This window comes from Bacillus sp. IBL03825 (genome assembly GCF_024712505.1).
GTDB lineage: Bacteria > Bacillota > Bacilli > Bacillales > Bacillaceae_G > Bacillus_A > Bacillus_A wiedmannii.
In genome coordinates this window covers 4758865-4783411 of record NZ_JAMXKE010000001.1, presented here as the reverse complement: position 1 = coordinate 4783411, position 24547 = coordinate 4758865, and the positions used below count along the sequence as shown (strand labels likewise).

Here is a 24547-nt window from a genome sequence, read left to right as displayed (position 1 = left end):
TGCCCGCAAATAGCGGTAGGATTTTGTTGTTAATTGTCGGTAAGTCGATATAATTTCATTTACTAAGGTTACTCCCGTGAGTAACCTTTTCGTATTGTACAAATTGGATAGACTAGTTTACAATCGAGCGTATACAAGGGGGAGTAAAATGAAGAACATTTCAATTTTAATAGCGGATGATGAGGCAGAAATTGCTGATTTAATTGAGATACATTTAGAAAAAGAAGGTTACCACGTCGTGAAGGCAGCTGATGGAGAAGAGGCAATTCATGTTATTAAAACGCAGCCAATCGACTTAGTGGTTTTAGATATTATGATGCCAAAAATGGATGGTTATGAAGTGACGCGCCAAATTCGCGCGAAGCATCATATGCCAATCATTTTCTTAAGTGCGAAAACGTCTGATTTTGATAAGGTGACAGGTTTAGTATTAGGTGCAGATGATTATATGACGAAACCTTTTACACCGATTGAATTAGTTGCACGTGTAAATGCACAATTACGCCGATTTCTTACGTTAAATCAGCCGAAAGTAGCGGAGAATAAATCTGCTTTAGAGGTAGGCGGAGTTGTTATTGATCCTGAGCGAAGAACAGTAAATGTGTACGGAGAACAAGTTGAATTAACACCGAAAGAGTTTGATATTTTATATTTATTAGCGAGCCATCCGAAGAAAGTGTACAATGTGGAAAATATTTTTCAGCAAGTATGGGCTGAAGGTTATTATGAAAGTGGAAATACAGTTATGGTACATATTCGTACACTGCGGAAAAAACTTGGAGAAGATAAAAGAAAGAATAAGTTAATAAAAACAGTGTGGGGAGTAGGGTATACTTTCAATGGCTAAAAAGATGAGAAGCTTTCGCTCGAAGATGGTTATGCTATTTGCGTTAAGTATGATATTAGCTGGTGGGGTAACGTATATCATTTATGAAGGCTTACGGATCTACTATAAATTAGTCGTTCGTTTTGAAGATCCATTAGCCCAATTCCGTTCAATGATAAGACAAATTGGGGATGTTAATTTCTTTTTAATTATTTTTATCCCTCTGTCTATTATGTTTTTCTTCTTCCTTACTAGGCCTTATGTAAAATATTTTGATGAGATTTCAAACGGGATTCACCATTTGGCGAACGGAGATTTTACAAATGAAGTGCACGTTTCATCAAATGATGAGTTTGGATATATCGCACGTGAAATAAATGTAGCGAGTGAAAAATTAAAGGAAGCAGTGGAACGAGGAGACTTTGCGGAAAGTAGTAAAGACCAGCTTATTGTTAACTTAGCTCACGATTTAAGAACGCCGTTAACATCTGTTTTAGGTTATTTAGATTTAATTCTTAAAGATGAGAATTTGACGAAAGAACAAATTAAACATTTTTCCACAATCGCTTTTACGAAATCCGAAAGGCTGGAAAGTTTAATTGATGAATTATTTGAAATTACGAGAATGAATTATGGGATGTTGCAGCTGGACAAAAGACCAATTGATATAAGTGAATTGCTTATACAGTTAGAGGAAGAATTGTATCCGTTATTAGAGAAAAAGGGTTTAGAAGCGAGATTGAACATGGATTCTTATTTACCTATTAGCGGTGATGGAAAATTATTAGCGAGGGTATTTGAAAATCTTTTAACGAACGCGATTCGTTACGGGTATGATGGAAAGTTTGTCGATGTGAACGCATATATTGAGAGTGAAGAGGTAGTCGTACAAATTATTAATTACGGAGATAGCATTCCGGAAGAAGATTTACCGTATCTTTTTGATATGTTTTATACAGGTGATAAAGCAAGGTCAGAGCAACAAGGTAGTACAGGCCTTGGTTTATTTATCGCGAAAAATATTGTTGAACAGCATGATGGGAAGATTTCTGCTGAAAGTAATGTAATTAGAACGATATTTGAAGTAAGATTACCAAAAGAAGAAAGCTAAGCAATTTAATAAAAATTTAAACTTTACCCCACTTTTTATTTTAATAGTTTTTTCTATTCTATACGTAAGTCACGTTAAGGAGGAACTAGAAATGAAAAAGTGGGTATTTATTTCTCTTTTTATATTATGTACAGTCTGTGTAGGCTTTTATATATCACCGTTATTTCAAAAGGAGATCGATGTTAAAATTGCGGGAAAAGATAATAAGGTAAAATCGGCGAAAATTGAAAAGGTAGAGGTTACAAAAGAACAAGTTTATAAAGGTAATCTATTATTAGTTAATAAAGATTACCCCGTTAAAAAAGATAGTATTAGATCCGATATTATAAATGTAAATCACAATAGTGAATTAGTAAGAGGCTATGTGATATTTGATAGAAATCTTCGTTTATCAAAGGATGTTGTGAGCAAGTTTTTGAACGTTGTCGATGCAGCTGGGAAAGATGGTGTACAGCATTTTTTAATGAATAGCGGATATCGAGATTTTAATGAGCAAGAAAAGTTATATGAAAAAATGGGCTCTGATTATGCACTTCCAGCAGGATATAGTGAACATAATTTAGGATTATCACTGGATGTTGGATCTACGCAAAAGAAGATGGAGAGAGCCCCTGAAGGAAAGTGGATTGAAGAGAACGTATGGAAGCATGGCTTTGTTTTACGTTATCCGAAAAATAAAAGTCATATTACAGGCATTCAATATGAGCCGTGGCATATACGTTATGTCGGATTACCTCATAGTGCGATTATGCAAAAAGAGAAAATTACATTAGAGGAATATTTGGACTTCTTAAAAGAGAAAAAAGAAATCACAACCGATGTGGAAGGTAAGAAATATACGGTTTCTTATTATAAAGTGTCCGGGAATAGGAAAGTGAATGTTCCAGCGGATAAGCAGTATGAAATTTCGGGCAACAATATGGATGGGGTTATTGTGACGGTTCAGGAATAGATCATTTTGATTCTCCCATGCGGGAGAATCAAAATGGAGGAACAGGTACAAATTTTTATATGACTAGGATTGTAATTAACATATTTTCAATGAAGTTTAGTCAGAGTAAAAAAAGTCGGAGCCTCATCAACATTCTTCAGCCATATATACTCCTGACTATGTAAGCTATCCTTCACCCAGACATCGCCTTTATATTCATTTGTTTTCTTGCGAAGCCAAGTAAGATAAGGGCGAATAACTTGAGGGTCTTCATCACGTTCATTCTGTTTTGGGAACGAGATTTGTTTCTGTTCTTCTGTTTTTATATTGATCATATAAAGTGTTGTAAACATCGTCGGAACAAGGCCTTCTTTCCATGCCTTATTTTCTTTTGCACGAGCCACAACCACTTTGTTTGGTGAAAACCATTCTAAATCAAGGTCTACATAACCGACAGGTGTGTAGACCTTTTGTTGTTTTGCTATTACCATGTCTGCAACTGTAAATTTTTTATTTTCTACAAAAAATCTTCCTTCTCCTGAAATATAGGCCAGTTGATTGGCTGATGGAGCCCACTTCATCCAGTCTTTGAACCATAGCATGTTACCAATCGTTCGAAAGTGTTTCCCTTTTGATGAGATAACACATAATGTATTGCTATCCATTGCTAAGGAGGCAGTAGGACTAGCCAAAAAACTAAGCCACTTTCCATCAGAACTCCACTTGAAATAGTTAGTGTTAATCGCAAATAAATCAGTTTCATTTGTTTGAATCGTATAAAAAGGCTTTATTTTATCTTTAGCAAGATTTGCATCGACTGGTATTTTAATAAAGTGGAATCTTGCCCCATCCGGTCGGACGCAAGCAGGATTGTGAGGAGACGATAAATTCCTTTCCGTTCGGGAACCATTCGAAATCACTAACCCCAAGTGATACATTTTCAAAATCTTGTGGGCGACCGTTTTTAATTTTTGTAACGTTTAATAAACCTTGATCAGTGTAAGCCAATTGATTTTTGTTTGGTGACCACTTAAAGTCAGATGTTACGACTCTTACATAAGGCTGATAGTTTATTTTATCTTCCGTATCATAGATGAATAAGTTAGATTCTTTACCCGCTTCATCACTATCAATATAGCCAATAAACCTACCGTCATAAGACCATTTTGGAGAATACACATATCGATTTTTTGTGATTTGTATTTCTTGATTTCCTGTCTTTATCCATAGCTGATGGTCCCGGATAAATGCAGCCGTGAGTGATGGAGGGGCTGCGCTAACCGTTGTTGATATAGACAAAGTAATTAAAATTATAAATAATAAAATTCGAAATCCCATGAATATCCCTCCTGCTTATAGGTTGTCCGAATATGTAATGGAAACTCTCATTTTAATATAAAATCAAACATTATAACGTTATATTTACTTCTCCCTTTTTTTGTGTTACGCTAAACGTGTGAAAGAGATATAAAATGAAACTTTAATGTAAGCGTATTCTTATGGCTTCTTATAGAAAAGGGTGGAAATACAATGACAGAACGATTCGTACTACGTAATGTGAAACGTGTGAACGGGGAAGAGATTGACATTGTAATTGAAAATAATAAAATCGCACAGGTGACGAAAGCTGGTTCTGGCGGGGGTGGGAAGGTTCTTGATTACTCGGGTACGTACGTATCGAGTGGCTGGATTGATTTACACGTTCATGCTTTTCCAGAGTTTGATCCGTATGGCGATGAGGTGGATGAAATTGGCGTTAAGCAAGGGGTAACGACAATTGTTGATGCGGGTAGCTGCGGAGCTGATCGCATTGCAGATTTAGTAAAAAGTAGAGAGCAGGCAAAAACGAATTTATTTGCCTTTTTAAATATTTCTCGCATCGGTTTGAAACGAATTGATGAATTATCCAATATGGAATGGATAGATAAAGAGAAAGTAATAGAATCAGTAGAAAAGTATAAAGATGTAATCGTTGGGTTAAAGGCGAGAATGAGTAAAAGTGTCGTTTGTGACAGCGGAATTGAACCGCTTCATGTTGCACGCTCGTTATCTCGTGAAACATCATTACCGATTATGGTACATATCGGTTCAGCGCCTCCTCGCATTGAGGAAGTTGTACCTCTTTTAGAAAAAGATGATGTGATTACACATTACTTAAACGGGAAAGAAAATAATTTATTTGATGAAGAAGGCAAACCGCTACCTGTATTAATAGATGCAGTGAAGCGCGGTGTTCATTTAGATGTTGGTCACGGTAATGCTAGTTTTTCTTTTAAAGTAGCAGAAGCGGCGAAGCGTCACGGCATTGCCTTTAATACAATTAGTACAGACATTTACCGGAAGAATCGTATAGACGGTCCAGTGTATAGTATGGCTCACGTTCTTTCGAAATTCCTTTACTTAGGGTATCCGCTAGAAGAAGTAATAAATGCGGTGACGAAAAATGCGGCAGAGTGGCTGAAGAAACCAGAGCTTGGCCGTATTCAAGAAGGCGATATTGCAAACTTAACTTTATTTACGGTGAAAGATGAACCGATTACGTTAATTGATTCAGAAGGGGATCAGCGCATTGCTGAAAGAAGAATTGATACGAAAGGGGTTGTAATCAATGGGTCATTCATTGAATGCTAAGTACGGATTAAAAAGAGTGATTAATGCGAGCGGTAGAATGAGTATTTTAGGTGTATCCGCTCCTACAAATACAGTTATGGATGCGATGAAACATGGTGGACAAAATTATGTGGAAATTGCAGATTTAGTAGATAAAGCAGGAGACCATATTGCGAGAATTCTAGATTCAGAGGCAGCAGTCGTTGTGAATTCAGCATCGAGCGGAATTGCGCTTTCTATCGCTGGTATCGTTACAGAAGGAAATCGCCGTAAAAGTGAAAGACTTCATCAAGAGGTCATCGCGAAAAACGAAGTGATTATGTTAAAAGGCCATAACGTTCAATACGGTGCGCCTGTTGAAACGATGATTTACTTAGGCGGGGGTAAGCTTGTAGAAGTTGGCTATGCAAATGAAGGGAAAGCAGAGCATATTGAAGATGCGATTGGTGAAAATACAGCAGCAATTCTATATGTGAAATCCCATCATGCCGTGCAAAAAAATATGATTTCTGTTGAAGAAGCATGGGAAGTTGCACAGCGAAATAACGTACCACTTATCGTCGATGCGGCAGCTGAAGAGGATATTCAAAAATATGTGAAGTATGCAGACCTTGCCATTTATAGCGGTTCAAAGGCAATTGAAGGACCTACTTCTGGTATTGTTGGCGGGAAACGAAAATATATCGAGTGGCTGAAAGTGCAATTACATTGCATCGGAAGAAGTATGAAAGTTGGGAAAGAGACGACTTTCGGTTTACTTCAAGCGCTTGATGAGTATGGAGTAAAAGAAGATAAGAGCCAGCAAGAAAAAGAGTTATTACAAGTACTTATGCCGCTAAAAGAATTAAATGGTGTAAATGTAACGATCGTTCAAGATGAAGCAGGAAGAGCAATCTTTAGAGCGCGTATTCATATTAACGAGAAAGAGTTAAATAAATCAGCAAAAGACGTTGTAACAGCATTACGCGAAGGGGAAATCGCAATTTACACACGTGATTATGGAGTAAGACAAGGATTCTTTGACATTGACCCACGTCCACTTCAAGGTGATGACATACATGTAATTGAAGAAAAAATGAGAGAAATCGTAGGGGGAAACTAAAATGACAAACATTCAAAAACGTTTTTATAAAGGCCGTGTAGCATTAAATGTATTAGCAAACAATATCGAAAATGCAAAAGACATTTTTGAAGCGGCAGAAGGTTATGTAGTAGTGGGAGTGTTATCAAAAGAATATCCAACAGTAGAAGAAGCAGTAACTGCAATGAAAGCATACGGACAAGAAATTGATGACGCTGTATCAATCGGACTAGGAGCAGGAGATAATCGCCAAGCGGCAGTTGTAGCTGAAATTGCGAAGCATTATCCTGGTAGTCATATTAACCAAGTGTTCCCTTCAGTTGGAGCGACACGTGCAAACCTTGGCGGAAAAGATAGCTGGATTAATAGTTTAGTATCACCAACAGGAAAAGTAGGGTACGTAAATATTTCTACTGGTCCAATTAGTGCAGCTGGAGAAGAAAAAGCAATCGTTCCAATTAAAACAGCAATCGCACTTGTACGTGATATGGGCGGAAATTCATTGAAATACTTCCCAATGAAAGGATTAGCGCATGAAGAAGAATATCGCGCAGTTGCGAAAGCATGTGCGGAAGAAGGCTTTGCATTAGAGCCAACAGGCGGAATTGATAAAGAAAACTTTGAAACAATTGTACGTATCGCATTAGATGCAAATGTAGAGCAAGTTATCCCGCACGTGTACTCTTCTATTATTGATAAAGAAACTGGTAATACGAAAACAGAAGATGTTCGTGAGTTATTAGCGGTAGTGAAGAAGCTAGTTGATCAATATGCGTAAGAAAATTGCAGCATTTGGCGAAGTAATGATGCGCCTGCAAGTACCAGGATATGAATTGTTGTCACAAGCTAACACATTAAATTACTCATTTTCTGGTACAGGTGTGAACGTTGCAGCGGCGCTTTCTCATCTAGGGCATGAAGGTTTTCTTATTTCAACTTTACCGGAAAACTCGGTTGGAGATGCTGCGATATCGCACATTCAAAAATTAGGCATTCAGGCACCGTTTATTTCAAGAGGTGGTAAATATGTCGGCATGTACTTTTTAGAAAATGGATTTGGAGCACGTGCAAGCCGCGTTACATATTCAAATCGCCTAGAAAGTAGCTTTAATACGGCATGTGAAGAAATGTATCAATTTGAAGAAATCGTCAAGGAAATTGATATCGTTCATTTTTGCGGCATTACACTTGCGATAAATGATACGGTGCGCCATCATATGAAATCTTTAGCGAAAGCAGTTAAAGAAAGCGGAGGCACTGTCGTTTTTGATTGCAATTATCGTCCATCTCTTTGGGGAGAGGATGGATATGAGCAGGCGAAACCGCATTATGAAGAAATGCTAGCTCTTGCTGATATCGTTATGATGAATGAAAAAGATGCAATGTTCGTTCTTGGAATGAAAACAGAAGAGACAGAGCGAGAGGCGCAACTTGTTGATCTTATTCCGAAAGTGGCTGAAACATATCATATTGCTACAATTGCTGGTACACATCGCTCTATTAATAGCGATAATACACACTCGCTTCGCGGGTTTATATGTAAAGATGGTGCGTTCACTTTTGCAAAAACACTTACGTTTTCTGTATATGATAGAATAGGTGCTGGAGATGCTTATACGAGCGGGATTATTCATGGCGAGATAGAAGAGTTTGCACCAGAGAAAGCTGTTTCATTTGCGTCAGCAGCTGGAATGCTTGCACATACAATCGTCGGTGATACGCCAATGTCATCAGAGAAGGATATACTTCGGGCAATGACGGCATCAGTAGGTGATGTAGAAAGGTAGTGGGTGTAACGGTGAACGTAACGAGGAAAAAAGGACCATTATATTTACAAATAAAAAATATTATTCGTGATCGAATATTGCATGGTGTATATGCGATTCATACGAATATTCCTTCCGAACCGCAGTTAGAAGAAGAGTTCAAAGTGAGTAAAATTACAGTGCGTAATGCGATTAAAGAACTTGCTCAAGAAGGATATTTGGAAAAGAAAAGCGGTAAAGGAACGAAAGTCATCCGTAATACTTCTGCGACAAAGTTGTCAAAGGGAAAGAAATTTACAGAAGTGTTAGTGGAAGAAGGATATAAAGTACAAAAGAAATTACTAAAAGCAGAAGTCGTTCATAATGAAGAAGGAACAGTGCCATTTCGATTATTCGGTAAGGAGAGTTTTCGTATCGAACGTTTATATACGTTAAATGATGCACCGTACATTCATTATACGCACTATTTCTCAGCACACATGGCAAGTACAGATTTATCGGACTTTGATTTACAATCGCTTTATGATTTAGTTGAAGACCGAGGTATACATTTAGAAAACTTCAGAGATGAATTCGTAGTTGGACTCGCGCCTAGTTTCGTTGCAGAAGCGTTAGGTGAAAAAGAGGGGACAGCGCTATTAAAACGTATGCGTTATTCTTACGATGAAGTTGGCGAAGTAATTGAATATAGCGAAGGCTACTACAACACAGAAATGCAGCATTATGTAGTGAATTATGACGTATAAAAAGAGGGTATTCGCCCTCTTTTTTTATAAAGTGAAACTTTAATTGGGTTCATCCCGCACCAATTAGGTGTTTACTGTCCACAAATACGGGGGAAAAGTAAGGGGAATGAGAGATGGATATATACTTATTAATCGTCACGTTACTTGCAATCGCGATTGTTATTTTAGGGGTATCATGGTGGAAATGGCATGCATTTATTAGTTTAACAGTTGCGAGTTTATTTTTAGCCATCATGTCTGGACTGAATTTAACGAAAATAGTGACCGCCTATGAAACTGGTGTTGGTAGTGTACTAGGGCATTTAGTTGGTATTTTAGCTCTCGGAACAATTTTAGGAAAAATGATGTCCGATTCAGGGGCCGGCATGCAAGTGGCAGATTTCTTTATTCGATTTTTCGGTGTGAAGAAACTACCTTGGGCTATGTTATTTGCAGGATTTGTTATAGGGATTCCGGTATTTTTTGAAGTGGGGATTGTCATTTTATTACCACTTGTTATTTCCATTCGAAAAACGACGAAGCAAAATATATTATTAATTGCGTTACCTGTTATTGCTGGATTATCTATTGTGCATGGGCTCGTACCGCCACATCCAGGGGCGATGACAGCAATCGGTATTTATAACGCGAACTTAGGAAAGGTACTTTTATATTCATTAATTATCGCGTTACCAACAGCCATTATCGCAGGACCTATATTTGCAAAGTGGGTACATAAAAGGGTTATACCTGAAAATGAACCAGAGCTTGTTCGAGTTACGACAGTATCAACTGATTTACCAAGTCGTAAAGTTTCATTCTTTATTATTTTATTACCGGTTGTATTAATGATTTTATCAGTAGTTGCACCATATATTTCATTACCGAAAAAGATAACTGAATTTTCCGTATTTATAGGGAGCCCAGTAATTGCTTTACTTATTTCATGTTTCGCAGCGTTCTATTTACTTGGAATAAGACAAGGAATTAATAAAAAGATGATTAAAAAATTAACGGATGACAGTTTATTACCGGTCGGTTCCATTATTTTAATTATTGGTGCAGGCGGTGGATTTAAACAAATATTAATTGAAAGCGGCGTTGGAACAGCGATTGCCCAAATGGCAGAACATATAGCGTTATCACCAATTGTGTTAGCTTTTATGGTAGCTGGATTAATTCGAATTGCAACAGGTTCAGCGACAGTAGCATTAACGACAGCAGCAGGGATTGTTTCACCAGTTATTCAGCACATGTCAGGTGTAAATTTAGAATTGCTCGTTATAGCAACAGGTGCAGGATCATTAATGTTTTCTCACGTAAATGATGCAGGGTTTTGGCTTGTAAAAGAGTATTTAGGATTAACGGTGAAGGAAACGTTTAAAACGTGGACGGTACTTGAGACATTGTTATCATTTATTGCATTTGGCTTTGCGCTTTTATTAAATACTTTTATTTAGAAGATACCTTAATTGGTATCTTTTTTTGATGAAGCCCATTTCCAAAAACAAGCCCGTTTTTAGGTAAGCCAAGCTTCCTATTCGCCCTGAAAACATACTATAAATGGAATCCCCTCATTTAGAGCAAGGTGAACTTGTTATGAATGATACTAAAGGAGGAATAGAGTAATGAGCGAAAAGTGTGAACACAGACATGATGATTGTAACCGCAGAAACCATGGTTGCGGAGGCGGTTTTGCGCTTCTAATCGTATTGTTTATTTTATTAATTATCATCGGTGCTAGCTGCTTCGGCGGAGGCGGAGGCGGTTGTGGTTATGGTGGTTACGGCGGTTACGCAGGCGGCTATGGTGGATATTGCTGCTAATTTTTTAAAAACTATTGAAAATGGCCTTGTGCAATACGCACAAGGCCATTTTATTCATATTTTTATATGCTGTGATAATTTATTAATGTACAGAGAACGGATTAAGAAGAAGAAAATAATCTCGATAATCCCGAAAAAGGTGAGTACGATACATGTCTCTTTTAGTAAGGAGAAAGAAAACATGCTTTGTAAAAACTTAACCGCAAATAACGTGTGAACACCAGCAACGATATACGGAACAAAAAATAAAATTCCTAATTGAATGGTTGCAGAGCGAAACATTTCTAATTCAGTTAAGCCAAGCTTTGTAATCGTAATATACTTTTGTTTTTCAGTTGTTAAGTCATTATACATACGGAAATATAAGACACTAGCCGCACCGATAAAGAAGATAAAACCAAGAAATGCCCAAATAAAGAATTGAGCAACTGCATTTCCTTTACCGTAAATGAGTTCATCCGTAGCCGTATGTATGAAGAAAGGAACTTGAGCGTTCTCTTCTGTATGCTTTTCGTAGAACGCACGTGCATCACCACTAATAACGCGTAACATATTTCTGGTTGGAACTATTGCATTTTCCCAGTTTTCTACGAAGTAGTTATAGATTACGGTTGTTTCAATATGAGGAATCATATTATCAAATACATAATCTTGTACGACAGCTAAATGTGGGAATGCAAAGGATGGTTCTATTCCCTTATTAATAAACCCTTTAATATGAAATTCTTTTTTATTAGATCCGAGTGTAATCGTATTTTGCTTTGCAAATGGATTAGATACGAGATCGAGAAGTTCTGGTGAGTGGCGAGAAATAATATACACTTCTGTAGAATCGATTGTTATTTCCGGTCTTTTCAATTGTTGAGCGATTGCGTTATAATCGCTCATCTTCATAAGCATAATATCTTCTTTTGAAGCTGTATCTTTTAAGACTGTAAACTTATATTTGTTGTACTGAAAATTACTAGTTGTAAGCTCCGTTTCAATTGTAGAAATATGCTTTTGCTCAAGGGAATTGTCACCTTCTGATGTATAAGTGAAGGGGACGGGATATCGCTCTAGTACTGATGCCTTCGTATTGTTATTAGCGGCGAATAACCCAATAATAATTGTAAATGCAAGTGCAGATAGCATAGAAACGATAAAGAGTACGTTAATATTACTACGGGTACGAGCAACTAAGTCCGAAATCCATAACATATTTATTTGTTTCAAATAAAACTTTCTACGCTTCTTTAAAATATAGATAAAAAGAAGAAATGTTTGTGAAAAGAATAAATATGTCCCGACTACTACGAGTGGTAAAATAGATAACATAATAAAAAAGACAGATCCATTTTGCACATTTTTTTCCGTTACGTAGCCTCGCGGATAACCAGCGATATAATAGCATAGCCCTAAACAAATTAAAGCGAATAAAGAGATGAGTATAGATGGTCTTTTTTCAGCTGGCATTTTCTTGTTCCCTTTAATGAGGTGGGCTGTTTTTCGAGTACGAATAAACATTGGTGTAAACGTAGAAACGATTAAAAATAAAATGATAAACGTTACGGTTGTAACGATAATCGCCTCTGTTGGCCAATATAAATAAAGGCCTTTCGCACTTGTTAATTTCGAAGTGACTAATAAGAAAAAGTTAGAAAACACGAGGCCACCTTGTATACCGATAAAGATGGACAATATCCCGATCATCATGTTTTCAGTAAATAACAGTCTTTTTAATTGTCTCTGTGAGATACCGAGAATTGTGAGTATCCCGAATTGCTGCTTCCGTACATTTAAAAATGTTCCAATTGAATATAAGAGAAAGAAGAACGAGAACATAACAATCACAAGCTGTGCCGTACTAGCTAAGTTCATTAGAGGATCACGTTCTTGAAAGCTTTGTACACTCTGTAACCGCGGGTGATACGCGTATACAGTAAATGAAAAGAAAACCATGATAGAAAACGCACTACTTACAAAGTAGGCGAAATATGCTTTCGAATTACGCGAGACATTTTTAAATGCGAATTGCCAAAATGTCATCCACGTCTCCCTCCTAATAATGCTAAAACATCTAATATTTCTTGATAAAATTTCTCGCGATATAGTCCGCGGTGTAGTTCGTTGTAAAGCTCACCATCTTTAATGAAAATGACGCGGTTACAATAACTTGCTGCAAATGGATCGTGCGTAACCATTAAAATTGTTGCATCTTCTTCTTTATTTAACTTCGTAAATAACTCCATTACATCGATCGCTGCTTTCGAATCTAAGTTTCCTGTTGGTTCATCGGCAAGTAGAAGTGACGGATGGTGAATAACAGCACGTGCTACTGCGGTACGCTGTGCTTGGCCCCCAGAAACTTCAAAAATACGTTTGTCTAAAATATGATCAATGCCAAGCTTTTTTGAAATGTTATCAAGCTTTTCGTCCATTTCTTTTAATGGAACATTATCTAATGTTAAAGGTAGTACGATATTTTCACCGATTGTTAGTGTATCTAGTAGGTTAAAGTTTTGGAAAACAAATCCTAACTCTTGTCGGCGGAAAATAGCTAACTTCTCTCTACGAAATGTGTGCGGTTTTTTTCCGTTAATCACGACATCACCAGAAGTAGGTGAATCAATTGTAGAGATAACGTTTAAAAATGTAGATTTACCACTACCAGATGGTCCCATGATAGCGACAAATTCTCCTTTATCTACATGTAAATTTATATTTTTTAAAGCAGTATGAGGGACTTTTCCTTCATACACTTTTGAGACATTTTTTATGTGTAATACTTCTTCCATAGTAATCACCTTTCTATCCTTTAGAACTTAATGTGTTGTGATAATTTTTGCATATAGAAGGAACGAATTAAAAGGAAAAATATAACTTCAACTGTTCCAAAAATCATCAGTACGACTGTAATCTCAGCGAAGAACGAGAGATGTAATATTTCTTGTAGCATCTTTGTCGCAAACATCGTATGAATCGATGCCATAATGTATGGAACAAAGAACAGAATCGCAAGTTGAATGGTAGCAGATCGTTTCATTTCGGCTTCTGTTAAACCGATTTTTGTAATCGTTACATACTTTTCTTGCTCATTTGTTAAATCTGTATACATCCTGAAGTAAAGAACACTACCAGCACCAATAAAGAAAATAACACCTAAGAAAGTACCAATTAAGAAGAACGAAGCGACATTTAGTTTAGTTGTGTATAGAGAATCGCTTGCTTCACTTGCATGGAATGGTGGGTGCTCAGCTTTGATCGTTTCATTATCATTAATAATTTTTGGTATAAATTCCGAACCGATGTTATGTGCTTTTTCCCATTCGTTAACTTTAAAGCTATATACACTCATCTGTTTTGAAGCTGATGATAATGCCTCTACATTTGCATCAGATAATACGAGTAATGTTGAGATTAAGCTGTTTGGGAAAGGATTATAATTTTTATATTCTTTCACTTGGAGCTGTAGGCTGTTTTGAGTAAGTGTAAGAATATCTTTCCGTTCTGTATCATAAATTGTGCCAATGAATTGATCATCTATGTCTTTTATAAGGATATAAGATTCATTATTTTTCACGTTGAGATGTTCCCAATTTAACGCCTTAGCAAGTATATTGTAATCACTTTGTTTAATTGCATAATAGAGCTTTGGGTTTTCTTCAGCCGAAGATACTTCATATATATCCGTTTTAAGTTTTTTATAAGTAAAGTGCTCTTCATTAAATTTTTGTTCTAACCAATTTAAATGTTCATCCGCTAACGTATTTTCAGTATGTGATAAATACGTAAAAGGGAAAGGGTTTTGTCTTATTGCATCAAACTTTGTAAATTTCCCAAAACCGTATAAGAATGTAATCATAGTAAAAGCGAGTGTTGATAGCATCGCTACAATAAAGAGCATGTTAATGTTTGTCCGAATGCGCGCTGCTAAATCAGAAATCCAAAGCATATTCGTACGCTTCATATAAAATGTTCTTCGCGTTTTTAATATACGAATGAGTAAAAAACTAATTTGTGAAAAGAAAAAATATGTTCCAGCTGCAACAAGTGAAGGAATGACGAATATGCTAGAGACGGCATATAGGATTCCAATCATATCACCTAGGGACATAAAATATAACGGATTTGCTGCTAATACATATCCAGTTATTAAACATGTCGCACCAAATAGAGAGATGAGCACGGATGCTTTTCTTTCTTTTTGCTTTGTTCCTTCTTTTAAAAGACGTACAGCCTTTCTCGTCCGAATGAGCATCGGCGTAAAAGATGAAACGAGAATGAAGAGTCCAAGAAAGATGATCGTAGTTAAAATAATAGCACTCGTCGGCCAATATAAATATAAACCAGGTACATGTGTAATTTTGGCGGTAACTAATAGAAAGAACTGTGAAAAGACAAGTCCAAGTTGAATGCCGAAAAATATGGAAAGAACACCAATTAGCATGTTTTCTAGAAATACGAGTCTTTTTAATTGCTTTTGAGATATGCCAAGTACTGTTAAAATCCCAAATTGCTTTTTTCGTACTTTTAAGAAAGTACCGATTGAATATAGTAAAAAGAAAAACGAAAAGAATACAATGACAACTTCTGAAATTGTCATTAATATGTTCAGAGCAACATTTACGTCTGTCATATGCAATTTAGGATGAAATAAATAAACTGCAAATGAGAAAAAAATAGCAATGGAAAACGCACTGCTTACAAAATAGGCGAAATAAGCTCTGGCGTTCCGAGTCACGTTTTTAAATGCAAACTGCCAAAATGTCATTCACCTAAGCCTCCTAATAAAGTGAAGATGAAAAAAGTATGAAAGATACTCTTTTCATCACGTTTGTTTTAAATAATTTGTCCATTCGTATACTGTGATAATTTTTGCATGTAAAGTGAACGAATGAATAAGAAAAATACAACTTCAACGAATCCAAAAATAATAAGAACGGCTGAAACTTCTTTGAACAAAGATAAACCAATTACATCTTGTAGCATTTTCGTTGCAAACATTGTATGAATGGATGCCATAATGTAAGGAACGAAAAATAAAATACTAAGCTGAATGGTCGCAGATCGTTTCATCTCTTCATCTGTCACACCGATCTTAGAAATTGTTATATACTTCTCTTGTTCATTCGTCAAATCTGTATACATTCTAAAGTAAAGAACACTACCAGCTCCAATGAAGAAAATAACTCCTAAAAATGTCCCGATTAGGAAGAATGCGGCACTACCAGACGTTATTTTATATAACGTTCCTGCTGATTCAAAGGATCGAATAAGAGGTCCTTCATAATGGGAGTTATTTCGATCTTTTTGCACTTTTTCTATAAAATCATCAGCTATTTTATATGTCTGTTCCCAGTTTTGAATTTTGTAATTGTATGCTGATATATGCTTTACCGTGTTAGGTAAGTTATTTACGTGAATATCAGGCAAAACTATCGTTTGATATGAAAAGTCAGATGGAATCGCATTAACATGTTCATAGCCTTTTACTTTTAATTTCGTATTTGTACTAGAGAGTGTAATGTAATCTCTTTTGTAGCTTTGCTCAAATTCGTTGAATATAGTGATATAAGATGTCCCTGTTAACACGTATGCTTCGTTATTGTCCATAAATAGTTGTTTCATTCGTAAAGAACCCGCAAGTTTGTTATAGTCACTTTGCTTAATTGCGTATACGTCATTATAAATAGCTACACCTTTATCTTCTTCTAGTGGTGTTTCATATATATCAGTTTTGATTTTCTCATAAGGAAAATGCTCTTTTTGTAATTGGTGTTCAAGCCAGTTTAAATGCTCAGTAACAAAAGGATTTGCATCATAAGAAAAATAAGAAATTGGGAAAGGAGAAATTCTATTAACTTCTAGCTTAACAAATTTCCCGAATCCATATAGGAACGTTATCATTGTGAAAGCAATAGTAGAGAGCATTGCTACAATAAAAAGCATATTAATATTCGTTCGAATACGGCTTGCTAAATCAGAAATCCAAAGCATATTAACCCGTTTCATATAAAACTTTCTTCTCGTTTTTAAAATGTAAATAAGTAAAAAACTAATTTGTGAAAAGAAAAAATATGTCCCAATTGTAACAAGCGTTGGGATAACAAAAATACTTGAAACCATATATATAACACCTATTTGCGGGCTTACTGATACGAAATATTTAGGATTTCCAGCTAAAGCATAACCACCTAATAAACAAATCGCACCAAATAAGGAAACAAGTATGGACGGTTTTTTTTCTTTTTGTTTTCCGTCATTTGTTTTTAAAAGGCGTACCGCTTTTTTTGTACGAATAAGCATTGGTGTGAATGTAGATACAATGATAAAAAGACTAAGGAAGACGATAGTCGTTAAAATAAAGGCGTTAATAGGCAAGTATAAATATATGCCTGGGACGTGCGTAATTTTTGCTGTGACTAATAAGAAAAATTGTGAAAATACAAGTCCAAACTGCATACCGAAAAAGATAGATAAAATACCGATTAACATATTTTCCATAAAAACGAGACGATGTAATTGCTTTCTCGATATACCTAAAACGGTCAAAACTCCGAATTGTTTTTTTCTAACTTTTAAAAAAGTACCAATGGAATATAGTAAAAAGAAGAAAGAGAAAAATACAATTACAACTTCTGAAAATATCATTAATCCTGAAATTTCAGCGTTCATGCTAAAGTTTTGTAATTTTGGATGGAATAAGTAAACAGCAAACGAAAAGAAAACAGCAATTGAAAAGGAACTGCTGACGAAATAAGCAAAATAAGCTCTGGAATTACGCGTTACATTTTTAAAGGCAAACTGCCAAAATGTCATAATATGTACCTCCCGCTAGAAGGCAAATATGTAGTTTTATTGCAAAAAATGTATGAGAGTGCGTTCTCATACATTTTGCTAGCATATGTTCCGATCATGCTTCGGTCACCTTCTCTGTATGCTCTGCTTGATTATTTGCAGCGTTGTGGAAGATGATTTTAATCGTCGTTCCTTTACCAACTTCAGAGTCTAGTTTCACAGAGTGACCTAAATAATCACAAATTTTACTTACAATATAAAGTCCCATACCAGTAGATTCTCCGAATGCGCGACCATTTTTTCCAGTGTAAAAAGGTTCAAATACTCTTCGAATATCTTCTTGTGGGATACCAACACCTTCATCACGAACTTCTAAAATAATATCTTTTCCGTTTCGGTAAGCAGATAAGAAAACTTTCTTTCCGCGCTCACCAGAGTAACGAACGGCATTTGTCATTAACTGATAAATAATGAATTTTAGCCATTTCGCATCAGAAGCAACTTTTAAATCGGAATGAACTTCTAAAACAGGGAAGACTCCGTTTCGAATGAATAGTTCTTTTAATCCGTTAATATTTTTTGTTACCGCATCTTTTAATGAAATCGTCTCAACATGGAAATCTTCATGGAAGTTATTTAATCTTGCCATATATAAAGCCATATCGAGTCCTTGATTTAATCGTTCTAATTCTTTTTTGAATTTCGGAATCAAGTGTTCATCTTCCATTTCTAGCACCATAAGTTGCATAACAGAAACAGGTGTCTTCATTTGATGCACCCAGTGATTAATAAATAATTGATGTTCTTGCTGTTTTACTTCATACGATTGTAGTTCTTTTTGGAATAGACGATACTGCGTGCGCACGAGTTCATTTACACCGTGAGGCATCGGAGCAGTTGCTCTTTCAATAAACGCATCTTCCATTTTCTCTGGTTGCTCACTTAATCTATGGTACATTCTACGATTGCGAACGTAACGATAAGCGAGGAAACAAATGAATAAATATAAACTTAAAACGACGAAGTAAAATTTATTATTTTGAAATCCATCTACTGCATCATAAAGAACGAAAATGATACCGAAGTTTAATACGTATAGTAGAAAAAATGCAAAATGATCACGTAAAAATAGCTTCATGCTTATTCACTCCAAGTTGCGTTAAAACGATACCCAAGTCCACGTACTGTTTCAATAGCATTTTCAATACCAAGCTCATTGAACTTTTTACGAAGACGCGTAATGTTTACGTTTAATGTATTTTCTTCAACGAAGCTTTCGTCATCCCATAGGGCAGCTAATAAATCTTCACGGCTCGCTGTACGAGGGAATTTAGATAATAACATTTCTGCTAAAATAGCTTCTTTTTTCGTTAAAAGAACTTGCTCAGCACCGAAATGAATTTCTGGACGTTCCGGGAATAATTTTAGTCCTTCTACTTCAACGATACGTTCAGAAATATTTGGGGCATAATCACCGTAAATACGGCGTAATTGACCTTTAATTTTCGCCATTACAACGTCATAGTGGAATGGTTTTGTAATATAATCATCCGCACCGCTTTCAATCGCCATAATTTGTTCCATCTCACCAGCACGAGCTGAAATGAAAATAATTGGACAAGTAGATTCATGACGAATTTGACGGCACCAGTAGAAACCATCGAATTTTGGTAAGTTTACATCAAGTAAAACAAGGTGTGGTTTCACTGCGTTAAACGATTCCATAATATCATCGAAATTCTCCGCTACCACAGCCTCATAACCGTACTTCTGAATGTGAGATTGCAGTAATGATGAAATATTTGGATCGTCTTCAACGATTAAAATTTTATACATATGTATATTCCTCCTCAAAAAAACAATTGTAGCTATAGTGTATCATGTGTTTCAAGTCTTTTCATTATGTTGAAAGATAAGCTAGTAAACAGTATAGGTCAAAAGCGGAAAAAGTAAAAAAGGCCTCGTATATAATTGACAATTAACTGAAATCATTTTAACATTTAGATAAATATCTAAATGTCTAATTAGTGAAAGGAAGAAAGACATTGAATCAAGCATTCAAAGCATTAGCAGATCCAACAAGGCGAAAAATTTTAGACTTATTAAAAGAAGGCGATCTAACCGCTGGTGAGATTGCTGAACAATTTAATATGACAAAACCAAGTATTTCACACCACTTAAACGCACTGAAAAATGCTGAACTTATTCAAGATGAAAAGAAAGGTCAATTTGTTGTGTACTCTTTAAACACAACTGTCTTTCAAGATTTATTAACGTGGGTGTTTACATTTACGAATAAGGGGGAAGAGGGGAAATGAGGAAGCATATATTTCCGTTACTATTAATTGCTTTAACGATTATTGCATGGTGTGTCGCGTGGCCGCATTTACCAGGTGAAGTTCCGAGCCATTGGAATGTTGCTGGGGAGGTAGATGGACATATGTCTAAAATGGGAGGGATGATTTTTGATGTAGCAATTATGGTTTTTATATATGCTTTATTAACCGTATTGCCTAAGATAGATCCGAAGCATAAAAACTATGATAAGTTTTCTAAAGGATATAATGTAATAAATTATAGCGTATTAATCTTATTATTTTTAGTAAATATCATTGGAATTGGGGCTGGATTAGGTTATGACATTCCAATGAATAGTACACCGCATATTCTTGTTGGTCTTTTATTTATAGTCATCGGCAATTATTTACCACAATGTAAACCAAACTACTTTGTAGGTATAAAAACACCGTGGACGTTAAGTAACGAAGAAGTATGGAGAAAAAAGCACCGTTTTAGCGGAAAGGTGTTTGTTGTATTAGGAGTTATTATGATTTTAAGTATTGTTGCACCGGTAGAGTGGAAAGCTTTCCTAATCATTGGCATTATTATCGGTGCAGTAGGATTAACAATGGGATATTCCTACGTCGCTTATAAAAAAGAACTAAAAATATAAATAAAAGCTGCTTTTCCTTTTAAGGAGGAGCAGCTTTATTTTTTATTTCTTCAAAACCGGTATCCAAATTGCACTTTTAAAGTTTGGAGAGGATGTATCTTTCTGTTCATTCCACAATATTTCTGGTCCTTCCGCTAGTTCATAGTTTGAGGAAGGAAACCATTCGGAATAAATGCGTCCCCATACATTTTGTAATGTTTCAGGAAATGGACCGACAGCTTCAAATACGGCCCACGTTGAAGCTGCGACTTCAAGTTGTGCGAATTGCTCTGGACAATCTTTCGTTGAGGCTACTCCAATGTAGTGATCGAGTTCTCCCTTTTCCTCCATTCTTCCTTCAGAAAAGTTAGTAGAAGCACTAATGATTCCATTCGGTTCCATGTTTGAAAGGGACTTTAACGTTTGAATGGACTCTGGATTTAAACTTTTCCACATAGAAGCAATTTCTTCATTTACACCGTTAAATACAATCGGTACGCGTTTTGTAATACCAATAATTCGAAATGGTTCTTTTTTTTCAATTCGATAGTTCATTTCGTTTCCTCCTTGAATCGATAACTGGAAGGTCATTGGTGAATAAGCTTTCAAAGAATGACTACTATTTCGGGCCTCTGAAGGCGTTATGCCGTGCAAGTTTTGAAAGGCACGTGCAAAAGAGTCTGGTGAGTTGTACCCATATTTTATAGCGACATCAATGACTTTTGCATCGCTGTTTTTTAGTTCAAAAGCAGCAAGAGTAAGACGTCTACAGCGAATATATTCTGACAGTGATATGCCAGCTAGGAAAGAAAACATTCTTTTGAAATGATATTCAGAGCAGTAAGCTATTTTTGCGACTTCTTTAAAATCAATTTCATCTGTTAGGGTGTTTTCAATATACTGCATTGCTGCATTCATGTTTTTAAGTGAATCCATACGATGACCTCCTTGTTAAATAGAATAGCAGGAACAAAATAGCTCCATCCGACATTTCATGCACAATTTTGTAGGGTACATTTTTAACCTTACAAAATTGTAATGTTCCTGTAAGGAGAATGAATGGATGGTATGATATCCCAATGTTATAGTAACAAAGTACTTTTGTTCAGTAGGTTAAATTTTTATATCTTTACTTATGCGTCTTACATAACTGTCATGTTTGTGTAAGAAACATCGATAGTGGCAAGAGTAGAGAGTGTATATAGTTGAAAATAGAGAATAGAAGAAATGAGGGATGTCGAGATGAAAACAGTGTTAGAAGCAAAAAATATTGAAAAAGTGTATGACACGGGTGGTAATAAATTTGCAGCGTTAAAAGGTATTAACTTACAAGTAAAAGAAGGTGAGTTCGTTGGAATTATGGGACCTTCTGGTTCGGGTAAGACGACGCTACTAAACGTTCTTTCTACAATTGATAATGCGACGAACGGTGAAATTTTAATTGATGGAAAAGATATCGTGAAGATGAACGATGATAAGTTAGCGTTATTCCGCCGTGATCATTTAGGGTTCATTTTCCAAGATTATAATTTATTAGATACGTTAACGGTAAAAGAGAACATTGCGTTACCTCTTGCGTTATCAAAGGTGAAAGCGAGTGAAATTGATCGCCGCGTTCTTGAAATCTCAAAGAAATTTGGTATTGATCATATTTTAAGTCAGTTCCCATATCAAGTGTCGGGTGGACAGAAGCAGCGCTGCGCAGCATCGCGTGCGATTGTTACAAGTCCTAGTATGATATTTGGTGACGAGCCGACGGGAGCACTTGATTCTAAATCAGCGACAGATTTATTAGAAAGCATGAAGTCGTTAAATGAATATGATAACTCTACAATTTTAATGGTAACACACGATGCGTTTGCCGCAAGTTATTGTAAACGAGTTATTTTCATTAAAGATGGTGAGTTATATAAAGAATTGCACCGGGGTGAATCAACACGTAAACAGTTCTTCCAAAAAGTCGTTGACGTAATGTCTTCCATTTCTGGAGGTATGGCTGATGACCTTATCTAGCATTGCCCTCCGCAACATACAGCGGAACTTTAAAGACTACTTTGTATATTTTGCATCTATGATTTTTAGTATCGTCATTTATTTTACATTTAAGGCGTTGCAGTATAATTCACAAATGGAAAAAGCTGCGGAAGCTTCTAAAAAAATTAGCGGAGCATTTCAAGTTTCAAGTGTGATGCTTATTATTTTCGTGGCAGTGTTCATTATATATTCAAACGGTTTCTTTACACGGAAGCGTAAAAAAGAAGTTGGGCTATATTCCTTATTAGGTATTCGAAAAAGACAAATAGGTAAAATGCTCTTTTATGAAAATATGTTAATGGGATTAATGTCATTAGTAATCGGTATTGCGATCGGTAGCGTTCTTTCAAAACTATTCCTTGAACTACTAATAAATATGATGGGAATAAACTTAAACGTTCATTTTGAAGTACCGATGGCTGCAGTTATTGATACAGCAATTATTTTCTTTGTAATTATTTTGTATACATCACTTCAAGGATATCGTTTAATTTATCGATTTAAGTTAATTGAACTTTTCCGCGCAGAACGTGAAGGAGAGGCAATGCCAAAAGGATCTGTCATTATGGCGTTAATTTCAGTTTTCTTAATCGGCTCAGGTTATTTCTTAGCGTTAATGTTTATGAAGGCAGTTATGTATGCAAACTTTATGGTAGTTGCACTTTATATATTACTTGCAACAGTATTAGGTACGTATTTACTATTTATGTTCTTTACAGTATTCGTATTGAAACGTGCAAGAAATAATAAGTCAGCGTTTTATAATGGTATGAATATGATAACGACTTCACAGTTACTATACCGTATTAAAGGAAATGCAAAGTCACTTGCGACAATTTCTATTTTAAGTGCAGTAACATTAACAGCTGTTGGTACGTCAGTTACGATGTATTACAACACATTTACGCAATCAAAAACATCCATGCCATACAGTTACTCTTATGAGAAAAAAGATGCAGAATTGGATAAGAAAGTAAATGCAATTCTTGTGGAGGAGAAGCAGGATCACCCTGTTAAAGATCAATTTGAAATTGAAACGGTTCCTGTCAAAGGGAAATTCGAAGGAGATAAAGTTGATTTCATTCTTAATATGAATTACACGATTTCAGAGAAATATCAGTTTATATCTCAATCTGAATTCAACAAAATTGCGAAAAAAATTGATGCGGAAACAGTGAATGTAGCTACTGGCGAAGCATTTATATATGATAGTTCTTATATGGAAGGGTATGAGTTTAGCCCTGAATATAAAGGAAATAAAGCGGTATTCCAAATTGGAAATGAAACGAAGACATTGACGATCCAAGGTGTAAATAATACTGCAATTACGAACTTAGGTGAATTAGTTGTTGTCGTTCCAGATGAAATGTATGAACAAGCGAAGCAAGCATTTGGAACACGTGTTGTAAAAAATATTGATGTAAAAGATGAAAGAAACAGTAAAGTATTAACAGAAAAATTAACAAAAGTGATGCCAGCTGGTGAATCAGAAATGGCACCACCATTTAGAGACTTCTACACTGGTTTCCATATGGGACTTGAAGCAACTGGACTAATGATGTTCATCGGACTATTCTTAGGCTTAGTCTTCCTATTAGCGACAGGCTCCATTATTTACTTCAAGCAGCTTACAGAAGCAAGTGCTGACCGTGATCGTTACATTGTCCTTCATAAAGTTGGTGTAACGAAACAAGAGATGAAGAAAGCTATTGCAAAACAAGTGAGCTTTATCTTTGCAATTCCACTAGTAATCGGAATTCTACACAGTTTGTTTGCATTAAAAGGTTTAGGAAACATACTACCATTTGAAATTATGGTTCCGCTTCTAATTAGTATCGGAGTATATAGCGTTATTTATATCGGATATTACTTCTTAACAGTTCGTTCTTATTATAAGATTGTGAGTGCGAAGTAATGCAAGAGTT

General features: G+C 35.8%; 21 protein-coding genes and 1 pseudogene. 14 read left to right on the top strand and 8 right to left on the bottom strand.

Going from position 1 to position 24547, the window contains the following annotated elements:
- Positions 1-148 precede the first annotated feature (148 nt).
- From NHG49_RS24650 to NHG49_RS24640, 3 genes are all read left to right on the top strand, one after another.
- A complete protein-coding gene (locus NHG49_RS24650) occupies positions 149-847 on the top strand; it encodes a response regulator transcription factor (protein ID WP_000790344.1) in 699 nt (232 codons plus the stop codon).
- On the top strand, positions 840-1937 hold the full coding sequence (locus NHG49_RS24645) for a HAMP domain-containing sensor histidine kinase (protein WP_064474443.1): 1098 nt from the start codon (positions 840-842) through the stop codon (positions 1935-1937). The genes NHG49_RS24650 and NHG49_RS24645 overlap by 8 nt, the downstream gene beginning before the upstream one ends.
- A 91-nt stretch (positions 1938-2028) precedes the next feature.
- Positions 2029-2889: a M15 family metallopeptidase gene (locus NHG49_RS24640; RefSeq protein ID WP_098101782.1), complete on the top strand. Its 861-nt coding sequence runs from the start codon at positions 2029-2031 to the stop codon at positions 2887-2889.
- 86 nt (positions 2890-2975) lie between these two features.
- Here the strand turns inward: NHG49_RS24640 and NHG49_RS24635 are convergent.
- Positions 2976-4206, bottom strand: a pseudogene (locus NHG49_RS24635) (translocation protein TolB).
- Between the two features lie 192 nt (positions 4207-4398).
- Between NHG49_RS24635 and NHG49_RS24630 the strand changes: the two are divergent.
- From NHG49_RS24630 to NHG49_RS24600, 7 genes are all read left to right on the top strand, one after another.
- On the top strand, positions 4399-5499 hold the full coding sequence (locus NHG49_RS24630; RefSeq protein WP_222654754.1) for an amidohydrolase/deacetylase family metallohydrolase: 1101 nt from the start codon (positions 4399-4401) through the stop codon (positions 5497-5499).
- On the top strand, positions 5477-6580 hold the full coding sequence (locus NHG49_RS24625) for a DgaE family pyridoxal phosphate-dependent ammonia lyase (RefSeq protein WP_098101778.1): 1104 nt from the start codon (positions 5477-5479) through the stop codon (positions 6578-6580). Before NHG49_RS24630 ends, NHG49_RS24625 begins: the two co-directional genes overlap by 23 nt.
- Before the next feature lies 1 nt (position 6581).
- The gene (dagF, locus tag NHG49_RS24620) at positions 6582-7337 is read left to right on the top strand and encodes a 2-dehydro-3-deoxy-phosphogluconate aldolase (RefSeq protein WP_098101777.1); all 756 of its coding nucleotides are present in this window, start codon (positions 6582-6584) and stop codon (positions 7335-7337) included.
- Positions 7330-8346, top strand: coding sequence for a sugar kinase (locus NHG49_RS24615; RefSeq protein ID WP_222654756.1), 1017 nt, complete (start codon positions 7330-7332; stop codon positions 8344-8346). The genes dagF and NHG49_RS24615 overlap by 8 nt, the downstream gene beginning before the upstream one ends.
- Positions 8346-9071 (top strand): GntR family transcriptional regulator, encoded by a 726-nt coding sequence (locus tag NHG49_RS24610; protein WP_098101773.1) that lies wholly within the window; start codon positions 8346-8348, stop codon positions 9069-9071. The genes NHG49_RS24615 and NHG49_RS24610 overlap by 1 nt, the downstream gene beginning before the upstream one ends.
- Positions 9072-9184: 113 nt before the next feature.
- A complete protein-coding gene (gntP, locus tag NHG49_RS24605; protein WP_258126625.1) occupies positions 9185-10510 on the top strand; it encodes a gluconate permease GntP in 1326 nt (441 codons plus the stop codon).
- A 168-nt stretch (positions 10511-10678) separates the two neighbouring features.
- Complete coding sequence (locus tag NHG49_RS24600) at positions 10679-10876, top strand: YjcZ family sporulation protein (RefSeq protein ID WP_064474452.1); 198 nt, start codon at positions 10679-10681, stop codon at positions 10874-10876.
- A 54-nt stretch (positions 10877-10930) separates the two neighbouring features.
- Here NHG49_RS24600 and NHG49_RS24595 read toward each other — a convergent pair whose 3' ends face one another.
- The 6 genes from NHG49_RS24595 to NHG49_RS24570 all read right to left on the bottom strand — a co-directional run bounded on the left by NHG49_RS24595 (position 10931) and on the right by NHG49_RS24570 (position 19492).
- A complete protein-coding gene (locus NHG49_RS24595) occupies positions 10931-12904 on the bottom strand; it encodes an FtsX-like permease family protein (protein ID WP_000144957.1) in 1974 nt (657 codons plus the stop codon).
- Entirely contained in the window at positions 12901-13653 is a 753-nt protein-coding gene (locus NHG49_RS24590) for an ABC transporter ATP-binding protein (protein WP_000393250.1), read from the bottom strand. The genes NHG49_RS24595 and NHG49_RS24590 overlap by 4 nt, the downstream gene beginning before the upstream one ends.
- 20 nt (positions 13654-13673) lie before the next feature.
- On the bottom strand, positions 13674-15629 hold the full coding sequence (locus NHG49_RS24585) for an ABC transporter permease (RefSeq protein ID WP_258126623.1): 1956 nt from the start codon (positions 15627-15629) through the stop codon (positions 13674-13676).
- A 68-nt stretch (positions 15630-15697) separates the two neighbouring features.
- Complete coding sequence (locus NHG49_RS24580; protein WP_064474455.1) at positions 15698-17677, bottom strand: FtsX-like permease family protein; 1980 nt, start codon at positions 17675-17677, stop codon at positions 15698-15700.
- A 94-nt stretch (positions 17678-17771) separates the two neighbouring features.
- Positions 17772-18794: a sensor histidine kinase gene (locus NHG49_RS24575; protein WP_000765337.1), complete on the bottom strand. Its 1023-nt coding sequence runs from the start codon at positions 18792-18794 to the stop codon at positions 17772-17774.
- A 2-nt stretch (positions 18795-18796) separates the two neighbouring features.
- The gene (locus NHG49_RS24570; protein ID WP_000276736.1) at positions 18797-19492 is read right to left on the bottom strand and encodes a response regulator transcription factor; all 696 of its coding nucleotides are present in this window, start codon (positions 19490-19492) and stop codon (positions 18797-18799) included.
- A 209-nt stretch (positions 19493-19701) separates the two neighbouring features.
- On the opposite strand from NHG49_RS24570, the gene NHG49_RS24565 reads away from it, so the two are divergent.
- Complete coding sequence (locus tag NHG49_RS24565) at positions 19702-19974, top strand: autorepressor SdpR family transcription factor (protein WP_001070536.1); 273 nt, start codon at positions 19702-19704, stop codon at positions 19972-19974.
- On the top strand, positions 19971-20609 hold the full coding sequence (locus NHG49_RS24560) for an SdpI family protein (protein ID WP_258126621.1): 639 nt from the start codon (positions 19971-19973) through the stop codon (positions 20607-20609). The genes NHG49_RS24565 and NHG49_RS24560 overlap by 4 nt, the downstream gene beginning before the upstream one ends.
- Positions 20610-20651: 42 nt before the next feature.
- Here NHG49_RS24560 and NHG49_RS24555 read toward each other — a convergent pair whose 3' ends face one another.
- A complete protein-coding gene (locus NHG49_RS24555) occupies positions 20652-21524 on the bottom strand; it encodes an AraC family transcriptional regulator (protein WP_064474457.1) in 873 nt (290 codons plus the stop codon).
- Between the two features lie 306 nt (positions 21525-21830).
- Between NHG49_RS24555 and NHG49_RS24550 the strand changes: the two genes are divergently transcribed.
- Together NHG49_RS24550 and NHG49_RS24545 are read left to right on the top strand one after the other, a co-directional pair.
- Positions 21831-22601 (top strand): ABC transporter ATP-binding protein, encoded by a 771-nt coding sequence (locus tag NHG49_RS24550; protein WP_000859659.1) that lies wholly within the window; start codon positions 21831-21833, stop codon positions 22599-22601.
- Positions 22588-24537 carry an ABC transporter permease gene (locus NHG49_RS24545; protein WP_000176143.1) on the top strand — a complete coding sequence of 650 codons (1950 nt, stop codon included), beginning with the start codon at positions 22588-22590 and terminating at the stop codon, positions 24535-24537. The genes NHG49_RS24550 and NHG49_RS24545 overlap by 14 nt, the downstream gene beginning before the upstream one ends.
- The last annotated feature ends 10 nt before the right edge of the window (positions 24538-24547 follow it).

Coding starts and splice junctions, on each gene's coding strand:
- NHG49_RS24650 (WP_000790344.1), top strand. CDS start 149: ATGAAGAACATTTCAATTTTAATAGCGGATGATGAGGCAGAAATTGCT.
- NHG49_RS24645 (WP_064474443.1), top strand. CDS start 840: ATGGCTAAAAAGATGAGAAGCTTTCGCTCGAAGATGGTTATGCTATTT.
- NHG49_RS24640 (WP_098101782.1), top strand. CDS start 2,029: ATGAAAAAGTGGGTATTTATTTCTCTTTTTATATTATGTACAGTCTGT.
- NHG49_RS24630 (WP_222654754.1), top strand. CDS start 4,399: ATGACAGAACGATTCGTACTACGTAATGTGAAACGTGTGAACGGGGAA.
- NHG49_RS24625 (WP_098101778.1), top strand. CDS start 5,477: ATGGGTCATTCATTGAATGCTAAGTACGGATTAAAAAGAGTGATTAAT.
- dagF (WP_098101777.1), top strand. CDS start 6,582: ATGACAAACATTCAAAAACGTTTTTATAAAGGCCGTGTAGCATTAAAT.
- NHG49_RS24615 (WP_222654756.1), top strand. CDS start 7,330: ATGCGTAAGAAAATTGCAGCATTTGGCGAAGTAATGATGCGCCTGCAA.
- gntP (WP_258126625.1), top strand. CDS start 9,185: ATGGATATATACTTATTAATCGTCACGTTACTTGCAATCGCGATTGTT.
- NHG49_RS24600 (WP_064474452.1), top strand. CDS start 10,679: ATGAGCGAAAAGTGTGAACACAGACATGATGATTGTAACCGCAGAAAC.
- NHG49_RS24595 (WP_000144957.1), bottom strand. CDS start 12,904: ATGACATTTTGGCAATTCGCATTTAAAAATGTCTCGCGTAATTCGAAA.
- NHG49_RS24590 (WP_000393250.1), bottom strand. CDS start 13,653: ATGGAAGAAGTATTACACATAAAAAATGTCTCAAAAGTGTATGAAGGA.
- NHG49_RS24585 (WP_258126623.1), bottom strand. CDS start 15,629: ATGACATTTTGGCAGTTTGCATTTAAAAACGTGACTCGGAACGCCAGA.
- NHG49_RS24580 (WP_064474455.1), bottom strand. CDS start 17,677: ATGACATTTTGGCAGTTTGCCTTTAAAAATGTAACGCGTAATTCCAGA.
- NHG49_RS24575 (WP_000765337.1), bottom strand. CDS start 18,794: ATGAAGCTATTTTTACGTGATCATTTTGCATTTTTTCTACTATACGTA.
- NHG49_RS24570 (WP_000276736.1), bottom strand. CDS start 19,492: ATGTATAAAATTTTAATCGTTGAAGACGATCCAAATATTTCATCATTA.
- NHG49_RS24560 (WP_258126621.1), top strand. CDS start 19,971: ATGAGGAAGCATATATTTCCGTTACTATTAATTGCTTTAACGATTATT.
- NHG49_RS24555 (WP_064474457.1), bottom strand. CDS start 21,524: ATGGATTCACTTAAAAACATGAATGCAGCAATGCAGTATATTGAAAAC.
- NHG49_RS24550 (WP_000859659.1), top strand. CDS start 21,831: ATGAAAACAGTGTTAGAAGCAAAAAATATTGAAAAAGTGTATGACACG.
- NHG49_RS24545 (WP_000176143.1), top strand. CDS start 22,588: ATGACCTTATCTAGCATTGCCCTCCGCAACATACAGCGGAACTTTAAA.